We start from the raw sequence: 16138 nt of genomic DNA, 5'->3' as shown, positions 1-16138 counted from the left end.
GCCTAGTGCTGTGTGTCGCTCTGTCTGGAAGCTGCGATGCGCTGACCGGGCCGGTCAGCGCATCGATGGGCATCACCGGGCGGTGATTTTCCAGGCGCGGTGGATTTTCCCGTTGCGGGCGAAATCCGGGTCGATGGTCTGCTGAGTGATTTCCTCGACCGAATAGCGCTCGGCAAGGTTTTCTTCCAGCTGGAACTTGCGGAAGTTGTTGGAGAAATACAGCACGCCGCCACTGGCCAGGCGCGCCATGGCCAGGTCGATCAGTTGCACCTGATCGCGCTGCACGTCGAACACCCCTTCCATGCGCTTGGAGTTGGAGAAGGTCGGCGGGTCGATGAAGATCAGGTCGTACTCGTCGCGGCTGGCTTCCAGCCAGGCCATGACGTCGCCCTGCTCCAGGCGGTTCTTGTCGGAGAAACCGTTGAGCGACAGGTTGCGCCGCGCCCAGTCCAGATAGGTTTTCGACAGGTCGACGCTGGTGGTGCTGCGCGCGCCGCCCTTGGCCGCGTGCACGCTGGCGGTGGCCGTATAGCTGAACAGGTTGAGGAAACGCTTGCCCGCCGCCTCGCGCTGGATGCGCATGCGCATCGGGCGATGGTCCAGGAACAGGCCTGTATCCAGGTAGTCGGTCAGGTTGACCAGCAACTTGATGCCGCCTTCCTGCACTTCCTGGAACTTGCCCTGGGCGCTCTGGCGTTCGTACTGTTTGGTGCCGCTCTGACGCTCGCGACGCTTGACCACTACGCGGCTCTTGTCGATGTTCAGCGCCTGGGGAATGGCCGCCAGCGCATCGAACATGCGGATCGACGCCTTCTGCGGGTCGATGGACTTGGGCGCGGCGTATTCCTGGACGTGGACCCAGTCGTGGTACAGGTCGATGGCCATGGCGTACTCGGGCATGTCGGCATCGTAGACGCGGTAGCAGTCGATGCCCTCGCGCTTGACCCACTTGCCCAGCGCCTTGACGTTCTTTTGCAGACGATTGGCGAACATCTGCCCGCCTTCGCTCAGGCGCGGCTGCTCGATGACCGGCGCCGGAGCCGGCACTGGCTTGATCGGGTTGCCGTTCTTGTTGAACTTGCGCTCCTGCGGCTCGTCCGGGGTCTGGTCGTAGGCCGCCTGTTCGCGCTCGGCCTGACGCTCCTCGGGGGTGCGGCGCTCGCCGGTGACGAACTGGTCGGGCAACACCTTGATGAGCAGCAGCTTGCACGGCAAGGCGCCGTTCCAGAAGGCGTACTGTTTGTGGCTGCGAATGCCCATGCGCTTGCCCAGGTCCGGCGCGCCGGTGAACACCGCCGCTTCCCAGTTCAGGCAGGCCTGACGCAGGCGCTCGCCCAGGTTCTGGTAGAGGTACAACAGGCTCGCTTCGTCACCCAGGCGCTCGCCGTAGGGCGGGTTGCAGATGACCAGGCCCTTCTGGTTCTGGTCCGGGCGCGGCTCGAAGGTGCCGACCTCGCCCTGGTAGATCTTGATCCAGTCAGACAGGCCCGCACGCTCGACGTTATTGCGACCCGGCTGGATCAGGCGGGGATCGGCTTCGTAGCCGCGAATCCACAGCGGCGGTTTGGCAAGACCGGCCTCGGCACGGGCCAGCGCTTCGTCATGCAACTTGCGCCACAGGGCCGGAACGTGGCCCAGCCAGGCCGAGAAGCCCCAACGCTCGCGCTTGAGGTTCGGTGCAATATCGGCGGCAATCATCGCAGCTTCGACGAGGAACGTACCCACACCGCACATCGGGTCCGCCAGCGCGCCACCCTCGGCGGCAATGCGCGGCCAGCCGGCACGGATCAACACCGCGGCGGCGAGGTTTTCCTTCAGCGGTGCCGCACCTTGCTGCAGACGGTAGCCGCGCTGGTGCAGGCTGTGGCCGGACAGGTCCAGCGACAGGATCGCCTCGCCACGGTCCAGGCGCAGGTGCACGCGCAGATCCGGGTTCAGCTTGTCGATCGAAGGCCGGTCGCCCTCAGGCGTGCGCAGCTTGTCGACGATGGCGTCCTTGACCTTCAAGGCGCCGAAATGGGTGTTGTCGATCCCCGAGCCGTGGCCGCTGAATTCAACGGCCAGGGTGCCATCGGGTTCCAGGTGGTCGGCCCACTCGATGTCATTGACGCCGTGGTAGAGGTCTTCGGCGTTCTTCATCGGGAAACGCTTGAGCACCAACAGCACGCGGTTGGCCAGACGCGACCACAGGCACAGCCGATAGGCGGTTTCCATGTCGGCACTGCCACGGATGGTCGAGGTGTGTTCGCGGGTTTCGAGCAGGCCAAGTGCAGTGGCCTCCTCGGCGAGCAGACCTTCGAGGCCTTTGGGGCAGGTGAGAAAAAGTTCGAAACGGTCCGACATGAGTATTCCAGGCCTGTTGGCTGTGAGTGGCGGGACGACGCATCGTCCCGCCCGATTTACAACAGGCGTCTTTCGTGGAGAACGCCTGCGCGGCACACCGGTTGTGCCAATGCCGCGACGATACATTTCGTCTGCGGCGTTTATGCTCGCCAGAAACACCCGGCGCGCATTTTGATATTAAAAAACCACTATTCAGCCCGACAACGGAAGTAATAAAAAGTCACATCCTTGACCCTTCGTCGTTTTAAATCTGACGTCAATCCGCCATCATTTGCATATGAGAACGACTCGCAAATTTCATCAAGACCCTCGTTTCAGGGCGCTTGGCTGAAAAAAACCACTCGAAACGATTCAGCACTTATGGCCTTTATGCTTCAAGGGTTACGTTCTTATGACAAAACGGTCATTCACAACGTCCCGCCCAATGGTTAGAAATCACCACAGGCCGTCGCCGCAACGACGATGGCACCAAGGCCCGCGACGCCGGCAGCGGGCATTCAACGGCAGAAGATTTCTGCCCGACCTCGACCTGAGGTCTCCAGGGACATTACAGTCAACAAACGAGGGCAACACCCTATGAGAAGACTTAAGCGTGATCCGTTGGAAAGAGCTTTTTCGCGCGGATATCAATACGGCGTAACTGGTAAATCCCGTGAGCTTTGCCCCTTTACTCTACCGTCAGTACGTCAAGCCTGGATCAACGGCTGGCGCGAAGGACGCGGCGACAACTGGGACGGTATGACCGGCACTGCGGGTATACACAGACTCAACGAACTTCACGCGGTCGGCTGACACTCAACAATCGACGGTACAACCCGACTTATCAAGGTTTCTTCAAACAGAGAGATCGGAAAAAATCAGCTTCGTTTGCAAATAACCATGCACGTCCCATCCGGACGGCGGGCTAGCGCCCAAAGAGGGGCTCCATAGCGGAGCCCCTCTTTTTTGGGCTTGAAAAAACAGCGCTTAGCGGGACATCGCCGCGATGGCGTCAACCGACTCGCGAATCAGCGCCGGCCCCTTGTAGATGAAACCCGAATAGATCTGCACCAGGCTGGCACCGGCTGCGATCTTCTCGGCCGCATGACGGCCTTCGGTGATGCCGCCGGCCGCGATGATCGGCAACTTGCCGCCCAGTTCGCCCGCCAGCACCTTGACGATATGGGTGCTCTTCTCGCGCACCGGCGCACCCGACAGGCCACCGGCCTCATCGGCATGGGGCAGCCCTTCAACGCGTTCACGGCTCAGGGTGGTGTTGGTGGCGATGACCGCGTCCATACCCGATTCCAGCAAGGCGCTGGCCACCAGTACGGTTTCCTCGTCGCTCATGTCCGGGGCGATCTTGATCGCCAACGGAACGCGCTTGCCGTGGATCCCGGTCAGGGCTTCCTGGCGCACACGCAGCGCTTCGAGCAGTTGCTTGAGCGAATCGCCGAACTGCAGGCTGCGCAGGCCCGGGGTGTTGGGCGAACTGACATTGACGGTGATGTAGCTGGCGTGGGCATAGACCTTGTCCAGGCAGATCAGGTAGTCGTCGACGGCGCGCTCGACCGGCGTGTCGAAATTCTTGCCGATGTTGATCCCCAGCACGCCATTGTACTTGGCCGCCTGCACGCGGCTGACCAGGTTATCGACGCCCAGGTTGTTGAAGCCCATGCGATTGATGATGCCCTCGGCATGGGGCAGGCGGAAAATCCGCGGCTTGGGGTTGCCCGGCTGCGGACGCGGCGTGACGGTGCCGATCTCGACGAAACCGAAACCCAGTTGCGCGAAGCCGTCGATGGCCGCGCCGTTCTTGTCCAGGCCCGCGGCCAGGCCCACCGGGTTCGGGAACTGCAAGCCCATGACCGTCACCGGCAACCGCACGGGCGCCTTGTTGAACAGGCCATTGAGCCCCAGGCGACCGCCTGCACCGATCAGGTCGATGGACAGATCGTGGGAGGTTTCCGGGGAGAGTTTGAACAGTAACTGGCGGGCCAGGTTATACATGGGCGGGCGCGGCTCGATTGCGGCTGAAGTCAGCCGCCGATTATAGACGTGCGCGGGGGTGAGTGCGAGGCATGTCGGCAACTTTGCGCGCCGGCCCGGCATCGCTGGCATATCGCTTGCTTGAGCCTGTACAGCCGGCGCGACCCAACGGCGGGTCCTGTCCGGGACAATGGCGTCGCGATCGTCCGGGCAGCGTTCGGAGGATGCGGCGTTTTTTTATGGAAGGCAGGCAGCCTTCAGGCGGAACCGACAATCATGACTGACAGCCTCAACAGCCCACTGGCCTGGATCAACGGCAGCGATGCACCGGAACTGAACAGCATCGATGTCGGCTTCATGGCCCTGACCGACAGCGCCTCGTTGATCGTCGCCGCCACCCAGGGCTTCGCCCAGCCCTACGGCCTGAACATCAACCTGCGGCGCCAGCCTTCGTGGTCGGCGCTGCGGGACAAGCTGATCAATCGCGAACTGCACGCCGCACACAGCCTCTACGGCCTGATCTACGCCGCGCAACTGGGCATCGGTGGCCCCGCCACTGACATGGCCGTGCTCATGGGCCTGAACCAGAACGGCCAGAGCATCAACCTGTCCAGTGCGCTGAAGGATCAGGGCGTGGTCACTCCTGAGGCGCTGGAGCAACGCACGCACCAAAGCGAGACAAAACTCACCTTCGCCCAGACCCTGCCCACCGGCAACCACGCGATGTGGCTGTATTACTGGCTGGCGAGCCAGGGCATTCACCCGCTGCAGGACGTCGACAGCGTGGTGGTGCCGCCTGCGCGGATGGTCGATCACCTGGAGGCGCAGCGTATCGATGGCTTCTGCGTGGGGGAGCCCTGGGGTGCGCGGGCTGTGAGCCAGAACCTGGGGTTCACCCTGGCGACGTCCCAGACCATCTGGCCCGATCATCCGGAGAAGGTCCTGGGCTGCAGTCGCGAGTTCGTCCAGCAATACCCCAACACCGCGCGTGCGCTGGTGATGGCGGTGCTCGACGCGAGCCGTTTCATCGAGCAGAGCCTGGACAACCGCCGCAGCACCGCGCAGATGCTCAGCGGTGCCGATTATGTGAACGCCCCGGTCGAGGACATCGAGGCACGCCTGCTGGGCGAATACAGCGACGGGCTGGGCAATCACTGGCAGGATCATCACGCCTTGAGTTTTCATCGCAAGGGCCAGGTGAACATGCCCTGGCTGTCGGACGGCATGTGGTTCATGACCCAGTTCCGCCGCTGGGGCCTGCTGCGCGAAGACCCTGATTACCTGGGCGTCGCCCGGCAGGTGCAGCAATTGGCGCTGTACCGCCAGGCCGCCGAAGCGATGGATATACGGGTGCCGAGCGATTCCATGCGCAGCAGCCAGTTGATCGACGGCAAGGTCTGGGATGGCAGCGATCCGGCCGGGTACGCCCGCAGCTTCACCCTCCACGCACTGGCCGATTGCGCGCCTGTCGCCGCTGATCACTGAGGAGACGCCTGCATGCTGCGAATCCTGTTGATCAACGACACGGCGAAGAAGGTCGGGCGTCTCAAGAACGCGCTGACCGAGGCGGGTTTCGAGGTGATCGACGAGTCCGGCCTGGTCATCGACCTGCCCAAACGGGTCGAGGCCGTGCGCCCGGACGTGATTCTGATCGACACCGAATCCCCGAGCCGCGACGTGATGGAGCAGGTGGTGCTGGTCACCCGCGACCAGCCCCGCCCGATCGTGATGTTCACCGACGAGCATGACCCAGGGGTGATGCGTCAGGCGATCAAGTCCGGGGTCAGCGCCTACATCGTCGAAGGTATTTACGCCCAGCGTCTGCAGCCGATTCTCGACGTGGCCATGGCCCGGTTCGAAAGCGACCAGGACCTGCGCGCGCAGTTGCACGCCCGTGACCAGCAACTGGCCGAGCGCAAACGCATCGAGACGGCCAAGGGTTTGTTGATGAAGATGAAGAGCTGCAACGAAGAAGAGGCCTACACCCTGATGCGGCGCCAGGCCATGAGTCGACAGCAGAAGCTGATCCAGGTCGCCGAGCAGATCATTGCCATGAGCGAGTTGCTGGGCTGACCTCAAGGGCCTCCCCGCGGGCAAGCCCGGCTGCTACGGGATTGGGGGTAGACCTGATGCCACGTCCTCCCGCTGACCGTAGCAGCACGGCTTGCCGGCGGGGCGATTTCGCGGGCGCTGACGCCGGCAAGCCGGACCGCTACGGGATTGGGGCGAGTACAACATCCGGGAATACACACAATCCCTGTGGGAGCGGGCTCGCCCGCGAAGGCGTCAGGCCTGACGCTTCGATGTCGCCTGGCACGCCGCCGTCGCGGGCAAGCGCGCTCCTACAGATAAGGGGCAAGCGGTGCTCGCAGAGCCGGACTGCTACGGGATTGGGACGAGTACGACATCCGGGAATACACACAATCCCCTGTGGGAGCGGGCTCGCCCGCGAAGGTGTAAGGCCTGACGTTTCCATGTTGCCTGCCACGCCGCCGTCGCGGGCAAGCGCGCTCCTACAGATAAGGGCCAAGCGGTGCTCGCAGCAACTCCGCATAACCGTAGCAGCACGGCTTGCCGGCGGGGCGATTTCGCGGGCGCTGACGCCGGCAAGCCGGACTGCTACGGGATTGGGGTGACCTGGGTGCGCTGGCCCAGGTTTTGCTAGGTAGACCACACAGGTAGCCAACGGCGGTTGCCCCACTTTCGACAAAGACGTCGCACACCCCTTCGCCATGGGCGGACAGGGTTGCGACGTTTTTTCGTTCTGGTCCCGGAAACGGGCCGGGTGGAGCGCCGGGCTGGTGCTTCACCTGCAAGACCTGACCCGTGACGGTGCGCCGCACCCGGCACGCGCAACACATTCCTGCAGATGAGGTGTTAGATGAATACAAGCTTTTGGAAAGCCGGCCATAAACCCACGCTGTTTGCAGCCTTCCTCTACTTCGACCTGAGTTTCATGGTCTGGTACCTGCTGGGCCCTCTGGCGGTGCAGATCGCCACCGACCTGCACCTGACCACGCAACAGCGCGGGCTGATGGTGGCCACGCCGATTCTGGCCGGAGCCATCCTGCGCTTCCTGATGGGCATGCTGGCTGATCAGTTGTCACCCAAGACCGCCGGGATCATCGGCCAGGTCATCGTCATCGTCTCGCTGTTCTGCGCCTGGCAACTGGGGATCCACAGCTATGAACAGGCGCTGCTGCTGGGCGTTGGCCTGGGCATGGCAGGGGCCTCGTTCGCCGTCGCCCTGCCCCTGGCGTCCCAATGGTATCCGCCGCAGCACCAGGGCAAGGCCATGGGGATCGCCGGGGCCGGTAACTCGGGCACCGTATTCGCCGCGCTGATCGCGCCGCTACTGGCCGCAAGCTTCGGCTGGAACAACGTGTTCGGCTTCGCCGTGGTGCCGCTGCTGTTGACCCTGCTGGCCTTCTCGCTGATGGCGAAAAACGCGCCGGAACGCCCGAAGGCCAAGTCCATGGCGGACTACTTCAAGGCGCTGGGTGACCGCGACAGCTGGTGGTTCATGTTCTTCTACAGCGTCACCTTCGGCGGCTTCATTGGCCTGGCGAGCGCCCTGCCCGGCTACTTCAACGATCAATATGGCCTAAGCCCCGTGACCGCCGGCTACTACACCGCTGCGTGCGTGTTCGGCGGCAGCCTGATGCGTCCGCTGGGCGGCGCAATGGCCGATCGCTTCGGCGGCATCCGCACCCTCTCGGGCATGTACGCGGTGGCAGCGATCTGCATCGCCGCCGTAGGCTTCAACCTGCCCAGTTCCTGGGCTGCCCTGGCACTGTTCGTCGCCGCGATGCTTGGCCTGGGTGCCGGCAACGGCGCGGTGTTCCAGTTGGTGCCCCAACGCTTTCGCAAGGAAATCGGCGTCATGACCGGCCTGATCGGCATGGCAGGCGGCATCGGCGGCTTCCTGCTGGCCGCAGGCCTGGGCGCGATCAAACAGAACACCGGCGACTACCAACTGGGACTCTGGCTGTTCGCCCTGCTGGGTGTGCTGGCGTGGTTCGGCCTGATGAACGTCAAGCGCCGCTGGAGAACCACCTGGGGTTCGGCCGCCGTGACCGCAGCACGTGTCTGACGCCAACGAGGCTTGACGATGAACCAGCCACTGACGCTGAAACCCGAGCCTGCGGTCGGCCTGCAACTGCGCTTCGCCGAATTCAGCGCCAGTGGCCCCAGGGCGGAAAACCAGGACGCCACCCGCCTGGTCACCCCTGCCCCGGCGCTTGCGGCCAGCAAAGGCTATGTCTTTGCGCTGGCCGACGGTGTGAGTCAGTGCGTCGATGGGGGTTTGGCGTCCCGCTCGACCCTCCAGGCACTGGCCATGGATTACTACTCCACGCCCGAAACCTGGGGCATCGCACAGGCGCTGGACCGCCTGCTCCTGGCGCAGAACCGCTGGCTGCAAGCCAATGGCCTGCTGACCACCCTCAGCGCGCTGGTCTTGCGCGGGCGCCGCTTCACCCTCGCCCACGTGGGCGACTGCCGCGTCTATCGCTGGCTGGATGGCACCTTGCAGCGCATCACCGAGGATCACGTCTGGGAGCAGCCGGACATGCAGCACGTGCTCAAACGCGCGCTGGGGCTGGATCAGTATGTGGTCATGGATTACCGGGACGCCGAACTACGTGAGGGCGAACGCTTGCTGCTGGTCAGCGACGGAGTCTGGGCCGTGCTGGGCGACGATCGCATCCGCTCGACTCTCAATGAGCAGAACGATCTGGACGCCGCTGTACGCACCCTGGTGCAGTCGGCGCACTTGGCGGGCAGCCAGGACAACGCCAGTGCAGTGCTGATCGAAGTCCTGCAACTGGGCAGCGACACGCTGGGGGACACGCTGCTGCAATTGCAGCAAGGGCCAGTGCCCCCGCCGCTCAAGCCGGGCCAGCACTTCGAGGGCTGGAAGGTTCAGTCCCGCCTTGGCGACTCACGCCAGTCACAGCTGTATCGGGTCTACGACGGTCAGCAACAGCCCTGGCTGCTCAAGACACTGCCGGAGACCCGCCATGACGACAATAGCGCGGGACAGGCGCTGTTGCTGGAGGAATGGTTTCTGCGGCGTGTCGCGGGGCGTTTCTTTCCCGAGGTGCATCCATTGGCGGATCGTCAGCACCTGTATTACGTCATGCGCGAGTACCCGGGGCAAACCCTGGCGCAGACGTTCGCACGGCAAGGCCCGATGGCACTGACGCCCTGGCTGAGACTTGCACGGGATCTGCTCAGCGCGCTGGGCCTTTTGCATCGACGCAACATCGTGCACCGGGACATCAAGCCGGAAAACCTGTTGATCGACGAAGACGGCGAATTACGCGTGCTGGATTTCGGCCTTGCCTTCTGCCCCGGCCTGTCGGCTTCGGCGTCGGGTGACGTTCCCGGCACACCGAGCTACATCGCACCAGAAGCCTTCGAAGGCGCAGAGCCTGCAGCGTCCCTGGACCTGTATGCCGCGAGTGTCACCCTGTATTACCTGCTGACAGGGCATTATCCCTACGGTGAGATCGAGGCGTTCCAGCATCGGCGATTCGCCCGGCCCATTCCTGCCAGCCGCTATCGTCCGGACGTGCCCGAGTGGATCGAACGGCATCTGGATCAGGCCTTGCAGGCAGATCCCGGCAAGCGATTCGAGACGGCCGAGCACTGGCTTTCGCAATTGCAAAAGGGAGAAGTTGCCACGCTGAATATCCGCCCGAGGCCCTTGCTCGAGCGCGAGCCCGTCAAGGTCTGGAGAACGGTGGCATTGCTGTCATTGCTGTTGAATCTTGTGCTGTGGATCTGGTTATTCCGGCGTTGAACAGGCGTCGATTACACCTGGATATTCACCGAAGTTGGTGGCGACCGCAGGAATATTAAATTGCCACTAACCAGGCAGTTCATCGGTACATTCACCGATACCTCACGGCTACATATCCGACATGGTCCCGGTAGTTCAGAACCCGAATCCAGAAAAAGAAAAACCCGGCCGGAGCCGGGTTTTTCGCAAAGCGTGGGCTAATTACTTAGCTTGAGCTTCGACTTGTGCTTCTACGCGACGGTTAACAGCGCGACCGGCTTCAGTAGCGTTGTCAGCCACTGGACGGGTTTCGCCGTAGCCAACCGAGTTCACGCGGTTAGCGCCAACACCGTACTGGTTAACCAGAACTTGCTTGACGGCGCTAGCGCGACGCTCGGACAGTTTCTGGTTGTAAGCGTCAGGACCGACGGAGTCAGTGTGACCTTCAACAGTGGTGGTGGTTTGTGGGTACTGCTTCATGAAGTCAGCCAGGTTCTTGATGTCACCGTAGCTGTTTGGCTTGACGACCGACTTGTCGAAGTCGAATTTCACGTCCAGCTCAACACGTACGACTTCAGCAACAGCCGGGCAACCGTTGGCATCAACGGTAACGTTGGCCGGGGTGTCAGGGCACTTGTCGACGTTGTCGCAGACGCCGTCGTTGTCGCTGTCGGAGCACACTTCAGCTACTGGAGCTGGTGCCGCTTCAACTTTCTTGGAGCCGCCACCGAAGTTCACACCGATACCGACGCTAGGAGCCCACTCGGTGTCGCCCTTGTCGATGTTGTACTGAGCTTCAACGCCAGCACGGGCGTAGAAGTTGTCGGTGAAGTACAGCTTGGCACCGCCGCCCAGGTTGGCGAAGGTGGAGCGGTCACGACCGCCACGGCCGTTCTGGCCGATGCTCTGGTCGGAGAAACCAGCCGAGACGTACGGACGCAGCATGTCGCCCGGGTTGTTGAAGTGGTACAGAGCGTCCAGAGCGGTGTTCGCGCCCTTGATGTTACGACCGTCGTCGCTGCGAACGTTGTGTACTTCGTCGTAGCCCAGACGCAATTCAACGTCGTCGGTCAGGAAGTAGCCAACAGAACCGCCGAACAGGTTGCCGTTATTTTTGAAATTACGAGCGCTGTCGAACTGTTCTTTCTTGGCGAAGCCTTCGATTTCGACTGCGCCTTGGCCTTGTGCCAGCGCGCCGAACGAAGTTGCGGCAACAATAGTACCAATGGCCAAGCCCAAGGTGTTTTTCAGTTTCATCCGTTAAATCCCCATCTGGTGATTGTGAAGCAGTCCCCCTAATCGAGAGACAACTCATCGGCAAGTCTATCAGAACTTGCCTGCCCGTTAGAGATATTTGCTCCGAGTTAAGTTTCGGTAACGCCCGCAAATTTCTCACGTAATTTATCAAGTGCCCGTTTGTAGCGCATTTTCGTGGCACTCAGGCCCATGTGCATTATGTCTGCGATCTCCTGAAATTCCAGCTCTGCGACAAATCGAAGCACCAGAATCTCCCGGTCGATCGGGTTCACATGCACAAGCCAGCGATCGAGCCCACCCTTCTCTTCGGGTTTCGGCGTCTTGTCTTCCGACGCCTCCTCCAGAGGATCCAGGCTAAGGGCGTCCATCAACCGACGCTTTCGCCGCTCCTTTCGATACTGCGTGATGCATTCGTTGTAGGTGATGCTGTAGAGCCAGGTCTTGAACTTCGATTTTCCCTCGAAATTCTTCAAGCCATACAACACCTTAAGCATCACCTCCTGACAGACATCGTCAGCATCGCGATCGTTCCCTAAATAGCGCGCGCAGACGTTAAAAAGTGTCCGCTGGTAGCGCCGCATCAGCTCCTCGTACGCCCGAGTGACGTGAAACAGCTCGGCGTGCGAGCGCGCCACCAACTCCTCGTCGGAGAGCTCGCGGGGGTCGTAACGCAGTGAGTGCGATTGGGGCTTATTCAAAACAGGTCGTGCCGACAGTCAGTAAAATGTCCGCCAGATCCCGGCGTCCGGGATTTTGGGGCGGCATACATTAGCAGATTTGCCGGTTCAGCGGCTGCTCACTCGCTGCTCGAGCAGGATCCGGTTCGACAACGACACCAGTTCCCCCTCGTCAGTCAGCAGCGTGGTCTTCACCGTGCCAATCTCTTCGATCTGCCCTTCGACCTCTCCAATACGCACTTGTTGCCCTACCTGATACAGCTCCCGCACATAAATTCCTGCCAGGATCTGGCTCGCGATTTCGCGACTGCCAAGCCCCATGGCCAACGCAACTGCCAGACCAACGGTAATCAATCCAATCACGATCACATGGTTCAGCAGGTCGGTTTTGACCTCCAGCTGGCTGATCGCCACCGAAATGCTGATGATGATCACCAGCCATTGAGCGATGCGCCCCAGGCCTGCGGCGTAATCGAGCCCGACGCCTTCGGCCGCGCCACGCACAACGCCGTTGACCAGTTGCGCCAGCAAGACGCCCACCAGCAGCACCAAGGCTGCGCCGAACACCTTCGGCAAGTACAGCGCCAGCATGTCCAGTGTCGCCGAGACCCGCTCAAGGCCGAGGGATTCTGCCGCCGACACCAGGAAAATCAAGAGCACAAACCAATACACGATCTTTCCGATCAGCGTCGAAATCGGGACCTGGATCCCTGCGCGACTGATCAGTTTGGTCAGGCCCGTACCGCCCATCAGGCGATCCAGGCCCAGCTTGGCCAACAGCTTGGACAGCAGGGTATCGAGCAGCTTGGCCACCACGAAACCCAACAGAACAACCACCAGAGCGCCGAACAGGTTCGGGATGAAGTTCGCGACTTTGGTCCACAACGCAGTCATTGCGGTGACCAGGCTCTGTGTCCAGAGATCCAATTCCATATTCAATCAGCCTTGTTTTCTGTAGTGCCGGCAACCGTCGCCTTGCGACGCGAAACAGGTGAAACGTGAGCAGAGCCGTTGTTCACGGCAATCATCAATGCCTGGGTGCAGCGCCCGAGCAGACCGAACAGATCCCCTGCCCCGACCTGGCGATTGGCGGTCTTGAGGACGCGCCCCAGGACTGCGTCATCATCCCGGCTGGCGGACGATGAATTGAGCATGTCGCGCAGTGATTCTTCAAACGGGTCGTGCATAGGCACCTCACGTAATGTCACAGACAGACGCAGGCAATTTTGCACAAGTCACACATCCGCACGCCAATTTTCATCCGTCACATCCAGCGCAGACGCTTGAACCACCAGATCTGACCCCCCCCCAGGACGATCATCACCAGGCACGCGATCATGAAACCCCAGGGGCTGTCGGCACCCGGCATACCGCCAACGTTGATGCCCAGCAGACCGGTAATGAAGCTCATCGGCAGGAAGATCCCGGTGATGATGCCGAATCGGTACATGGTCCGGTTCATGCGCTCGTTGAGGCGTCTGTCTTCGGCCTCGAGCACCAGCCCGACGCGCTCGCGGGTCAGTTCCAGCTCTTCGAGGTAGCGGGTCAGGCTGTTGTTCAATTCGTTCCAATAGTCCGAGTCGTCTTCGACGAACCAGGGCAAGCGGCTGCGGGTCAATTGCGCGTAGATTTCCCGCTGCGGCGCCAGGAATCGACGCATGCCTGCCGCCCTTCGACGGATGTGCACCATGTTGCCGTGCTCGGGCATATACCGTTCGTCGGCATCTATGCGATCTTCCATGTCATCGACCAGTTCGGTCAGCTCGCTGACCACTGCCTGCACCTTGTCGGTGAGCAGTTGCGCCAGGTAGACCAGCAGCTCGGAAGCGGTTTTCGGCCCCTTGCCCGCGTTCAACAGGTCGATCAGTTCGTCGGTCGCCCGCAGCGAGCGCAGACGCAGGGAAATCACCCGCTGGGCCGCGGCAAAGATGCGCACCGAGACCATGTCTTCCGGTTCAGCGCCCGGATTGAGGTTGACGCCGCGCAGGAACAACAGCATTTCATCGTCCGGCAGCGGCAGCAGCCGTGGCCGGGTGTTTTCCTCAAGCATGAGGTCGCAGACGAATTCACTCAGGCCGCTGGCCGTGCGCAGCCAGGTCTGAGTCTGCGGATGGCTGCGATCCCAGTGGAGCCACACGCTTTCCGTGGGCGCCAGTTGCAGGCTGTCGAGCTCGGTCCGAGCGATTGAACGCGCCCCGCCCTTCCCGTCCAGTACCAGGGCGTGTACCAGCCCCCACTGCGCGTTTGTTTCGTCGAACATCAGTTGTCCTTGCTTTCCTCGATGACGAAAAGGCCGGTCAGTCCGGCATTTTCAGAGGGCTTCTGGATACGATGATGCCGTTGTTGTCGGCATACACATACTCGCCCGGGCGAAAGGTCACGCCACCGAAGGCCACGACCACGTTCAGATCGCCAAGGCCGCGTTTCTCGGTCTTGAGCGGGTGACTGGCCAGGGCCTGCACACCCAGGTCGGTTTGCGCCAGAACGTCAACGTCACGCACGCAGCCATAGATGACCATGCCTTCCCAGCCATTCTTGGCCGCTTTCTCGGCCAGCATGTCCCCGAGCAACGCACAACGCAGCGAACCGCCACCATCCACGACAAGCACCTTGCCCTTGCCGTTCTGGTCGGCCTGCTCGCGCACCTTCGAGTTATCCTCGAAACATTTGAGCGTGACGATTTCCCCGCCAAACGAATCACGACCACCAAAATTGCTGAACATCGGTTCGACGACCTGAACCAGTTCAGGGTAGGCGTCACACAAATCCGGAGTGATGTAATGCATGCTGAACTCCTGTCAAAGGCTGGGTGTTCAAGGAAGACCTGCATCATGCAGGTTAATGTGGCACGCACGTCTGACCGCGCTCACCACCACAATGCTTCCTTATATAGAACAAAAACCTGACCGACGAGTATTGCCCTGCCTTGAAATCCGGGTACTGCTCATCAACTGGCGGCTAGCTTAGCGTCAAGTGATGGGCATAGGAATGGCCGCGAGGGCTCTATATCAGGGAGTTGCCACCGTGTTCAGCGTTGATTCAGGCTCAGTGGCACCCACCTGCCGGTTCAACCAGTCCGCGACCTGCGGCCAGACCTGCGCCTGTGCGCCTTTGCTGACCAGCATCTGCACGTGGCCGAAGTCTTCGGCAAAACCCTGCTCACGTCCAAGGCACCAGAACTCCTTGCGCTCGCCGCCGAACTGCTCGAAGAGTTCACGACAGGCCCACTCAGGGTCCTGGTGATCGCCTGCACCGGCGACACACAGCAACGGCACGTCCACATGACGCAGGCCTGACCACCAGTCGTCCTTCTTGTCACCAAAACGGCCGAACAGGCTCTGCCAGCCGATGGCTTCGAGCACGACCCCCATGGGCTCGTCTTCGGGGCCGCGCTTGAAACGCGCACCGGACACATGATCGAAACGCTTGAGCAGCAAGCGCGTACTCCACTGCACGGGCGGCACTTTCAGCGGCCAGTAGGTGCGGCTGACCTGGCTGCCGAACAACGCTGCCGAGGCCACCAGGCCCGCGTCGAAGTAGTGCCCGCCCAACGCTGCGGCAAGGGTGGTGCCGCCCAGCGAATGGCCGATCCAGTGCGGCGCCTGCCCGCTCTGTTCACGAACGAATGCACCAATGGCCGGCAGGTCATACCTTGCGTAGTCAGCCACGCGATTGTGTCGATAGGCTTCATTACGCGCCGACAAACCGTGACCGCGCATTTCTGCAATCCACACGTCGAAACCGGCCCGGGCCAGGTAGGCACCCAGGCCGATGCCCTTGGGCGAGTACCAGAAACGCCGGTTGGAGAAGCTGCCATGCAGCAGGATCACCGGCACGCCGCGCACGTCGGGGTTGGCGACCAGGCCCAGGCGAGTCACGGCCAGCTCGACGGTGAAGTCCATGCTGTTGCCGGGTTTGAGGCGGTACACGTCCTCGATCAGGTCGCCACGCCGCTCGGCGCTGATCAAGGCCACAGGAAAGAGATTGCTGCTGCTTTGCATAGAACTCGTGCTTGATTCTGAATTGGCGCGAAAACGGCCCATGAAAAAAGGGCGGACTCATCAAGGCCGCCCTTCCCAAGAGAACCGGCCCGCCGAAACGGGCCCGC

General features: G+C 61.7%; 14 protein-coding genes. 5 read left to right on the top strand and 9 right to left on the bottom strand.

The window, feature by feature from the left end:
- Positions 1-72 precede the first annotated feature (72 nt).
- Complete coding sequence (gene rlmKL / locus ACIPO9_RS23495) at positions 73-2343, bottom strand: bifunctional 23S rRNA (guanine(2069)-N(7))-methyltransferase RlmK/23S rRNA (guanine(2445)-N(2))-methyltransferase RlmL (RefSeq protein WP_274133390.1); 2271 nt, start codon at positions 2341-2343, stop codon at positions 73-75.
- A 576-nt stretch (positions 2344-2919) separates the two neighbouring features.
- On the opposite strand from rlmKL, the gene rmf reads away from it, so the two are divergent.
- Positions 2920-3135: a ribosome modulation factor gene (rmf, locus tag ACIPO9_RS23490; protein WP_010223328.1), complete on the top strand. Its 216-nt coding sequence runs from the start codon at positions 2920-2922 to the stop codon at positions 3133-3135.
- 174 nt (positions 3136-3309) lie between these two features.
- On the opposite strand, the gene ACIPO9_RS23485 is transcribed toward rmf, so the two are convergent.
- Positions 3310-4332, bottom strand: coding sequence for a quinone-dependent dihydroorotate dehydrogenase (locus ACIPO9_RS23485; RefSeq protein ID WP_400783815.1), 1023 nt, complete (start codon positions 4330-4332; stop codon positions 3310-3312).
- 255 nt (positions 4333-4587) lie between these two features.
- Between ACIPO9_RS23485 and ACIPO9_RS23480 the strand changes: the two genes are divergently transcribed.
- The 4 genes from ACIPO9_RS23480 to ACIPO9_RS23465 all read left to right on the top strand — a co-directional run bounded on the left by ACIPO9_RS23480 (position 4588) and on the right by ACIPO9_RS23465 (position 10117).
- On the top strand, positions 4588-5796 hold the full coding sequence (locus ACIPO9_RS23480; RefSeq protein WP_400783813.1) for a CmpA/NrtA family ABC transporter substrate-binding protein: 1209 nt from the start codon (positions 4588-4590) through the stop codon (positions 5794-5796).
- Positions 5797-5808: 12 nt separating this feature from the next.
- Positions 5809-6384: an ANTAR domain-containing response regulator gene (locus ACIPO9_RS23475; protein ID WP_274133395.1), complete on the top strand. Its 576-nt coding sequence runs from the start codon at positions 5809-5811 to the stop codon at positions 6382-6384.
- Between the two features lie 808 nt (positions 6385-7192).
- Entirely contained in the window at positions 7193-8404 is a 1212-nt protein-coding gene (locus ACIPO9_RS23470; RefSeq protein WP_400783810.1) for a nitrate/nitrite transporter, read from the top strand.
- Positions 8405-8422: 18 nt separating this feature from the next.
- Positions 8423-10117, top strand: a complete 1695-nt coding sequence (locus ACIPO9_RS23465) for a protein kinase (RefSeq protein ID WP_400783807.1) — start codon at positions 8423-8425, stop codon at positions 10115-10117.
- Between the two features lie 201 nt (positions 10118-10318).
- Here ACIPO9_RS23465 and ACIPO9_RS23460 read toward each other — a convergent pair whose 3' ends face one another.
- The 7 genes from ACIPO9_RS23460 to ACIPO9_RS23430 form a co-directional block, all read right to left on the bottom strand.
- A complete protein-coding gene (locus ACIPO9_RS23460; protein WP_274133398.1) occupies positions 10319-11353 on the bottom strand; it encodes an OmpA family protein in 1035 nt (344 codons plus the stop codon).
- Between the two features lie 107 nt (positions 11354-11460).
- A complete protein-coding gene (sigX, locus tag ACIPO9_RS23455; protein WP_274133399.1) occupies positions 11461-12051 on the bottom strand; it encodes an RNA polymerase sigma factor SigX in 591 nt (196 codons plus the stop codon).
- Between the two features lie 87 nt (positions 12052-12138).
- On the bottom strand, positions 12139-12963 hold the full coding sequence (locus ACIPO9_RS23450) for a mechanosensitive ion channel family protein (protein WP_274133401.1): 825 nt from the start codon (positions 12961-12963) through the stop codon (positions 12139-12141).
- 2 nt (positions 12964-12965) lie between these two features.
- Entirely contained in the window at positions 12966-13217 is a 252-nt protein-coding gene (locus ACIPO9_RS23445; protein ID WP_274133402.1) for a CrfX protein, read from the bottom strand.
- Positions 13218-13294: 77 nt separating this feature from the next.
- Complete coding sequence (locus tag ACIPO9_RS23440) at positions 13295-14290, bottom strand: zinc transporter ZntB (protein ID WP_400783805.1); 996 nt, start codon at positions 14288-14290, stop codon at positions 13295-13297.
- Between the two features lie 37 nt (positions 14291-14327).
- The gene (gene rraA / locus ACIPO9_RS23435) at positions 14328-14816 is read right to left on the bottom strand and encodes a ribonuclease E activity regulator RraA (RefSeq protein WP_274133404.1); all 489 of its coding nucleotides are present in this window, start codon (positions 14814-14816) and stop codon (positions 14328-14330) included.
- A 222-nt stretch (positions 14817-15038) separates the two neighbouring features.
- Positions 15039-16031, bottom strand: a complete 993-nt coding sequence (locus tag ACIPO9_RS23430) for an alpha/beta fold hydrolase (protein ID WP_400783804.1) — start codon at positions 16029-16031, stop codon at positions 15039-15041.
- Positions 16032-16138: the final 107 nt, after the last annotated feature.

It is taken from the genome of Pseudomonas sp. NPDC090203, assembly GCF_044746765.1.
Taxonomy (GTDB): domain Bacteria; phylum Pseudomonadota; class Gammaproteobacteria; order Pseudomonadales; family Pseudomonadaceae; genus Aquipseudomonas; species Aquipseudomonas putida_AD.
Note: the sequence above shows the minus strand (reverse complement) of the source record. Positions and strands in the feature narration are given on the sequence as shown.